General features: G+C 41.6%; 1 protein-coding gene and 1 pseudogene. Both read left to right on the top strand.

Translation table 11 applies throughout. From position 1 onward, the window contains the following. Positions 1-226 (top strand): annotated as a pseudogene (locus tag J6I68_RS14205) (extracellular solute-binding protein); the annotation flags it as partial. 112 nt (positions 227-338) lie between these two features. Beyond that, positions 339-1,523: carbohydrate ABC transporter permease (locus J6I68_RS14200; protein WP_292221277.1), on the top strand; the 1,185-nt coding region annotated here is incomplete at its 3' end.

The raw sequence follows: 1,523 nt of genomic DNA, 5'->3' as shown, positions 1-1,523 counted from the left end.
GGCTCAGCAGTCAGATGCAGTTAAGGCTGACGAGGCTCTTTCAGCTCTTGCTGATCAGCTTCAGTACACAATCCCTCAGGGACAGTACCCTGGAGATTACTGGTCACTTGCAACATCACTTGGTGATTCAATCATCTCTGGTGAGGTTAAGGCTGACGCTGATGACGCTACACTTACACAGGTTCTTACAGACTTCCAGACAACATGTGAGTCTTACGCTCAGTGATACGTATAGCACAACCAAATATATAACATTCAATATAGGCTCGGATTCAATTTGTTTCCGGGCCTGTATTTAACTAATAAGAATTAGCTGGAATAGAAGGAGGCCAGAAGGTATGGCACAAGAGGCAGGAAAAAATAAAACGAATGCTTTTGCCACTTTCTTTAAAGCCCTGGGTAATGGTTTTAAAGAGATAGGTACCACATTCATAGAGGGAGATTTTAGAACAAAGATATCTTTTTTGATCTTTGGCTTTGGCCCGCTACTTAGAGGGCAGATTCTGATAGGAGCTGCGCTGCTGGCTCTTGAGGTGCTGTTCTTTTGGTTTATGGCCGGCTTTGGATGGAGATACCTTTCAAAGATAGGCACTTTGGGAACAGTTGCAACCAAGAAGGTTGGACGTAAAACTGTATATGGAGACAACAGCTTTTTGATCCTGCTGTTTGGAGTTTTAGCTCTTTTCGCAATCTTTGCTTTTGTTCTTGTCTGGTACATCAATATCAGAGAAAACCGCAAGGAAGAGCTTATTTTAAAGAACGGGAAAAAGCTTCCAACAAACAATGAAGTGTTCATGTCTTTATTTGACAAGAATTTCCACAAGACACTTCTTGCGCTTCCTGTAACTGGAATATTTGTATTTACTGTACTTCCAATTGTGTTCATGATCTTGGTTGCCTTTACCAACTATGACAAGAACCATCAGTCACCATCAAACCTCTTTACATGGGTGGGACTTGAGAACTTTAAAAATCTTGTATCATTCTCAGGAGCTGGAATTGGTTCAACCTTTACCTATGTCCTTATCTGGACCCTGGTTTGGGCCTTCCTTGCTACATTTACAAACTATTTCCTTGGACTTGGAGTAGCAATGCTCATCAACAAAAAGGGGATCAAGTTCAAGAAACTCTGGAGAACAATTCTTGTTATGACAATAGCTGTTCCCCAGTTCGTATCACTACTTTACGTTATGAAGATGTTCGCTAACGACGGACTTATCAATGGATATCTCATTAAGTGGGGTATCATCAAGACTTACATTCCATTCTGGACAGATCCGGTTCTTGCCAGAATAACAGTAGTTGTAGTCAATATCTGGATCGGTATTCCTTACATGGTGCTCATTGCCACAGGACTTCTCATGAACATTCCAGAGGATCTATACGAGAGCGCAAGGATTGACGGCGCTAATCCATGGCAGATGTTTAAGAGCATCACACTTCCATACATGCTGTTTGTAACAGGACCATTCCTTCTTACACAGTACACTGGAAACCTTAACAACTTCAACGTTATCTACCTT

Origin of the sequence: Butyrivibrio sp. (assembly GCF_017940685.1) — a bacterium.
GTDB lineage: Bacteria > Bacillota > Clostridia > Lachnospirales > Lachnospiraceae > Butyrivibrio.
This window is presented reverse-complemented; position numbering and strand designations above follow the sequence as displayed.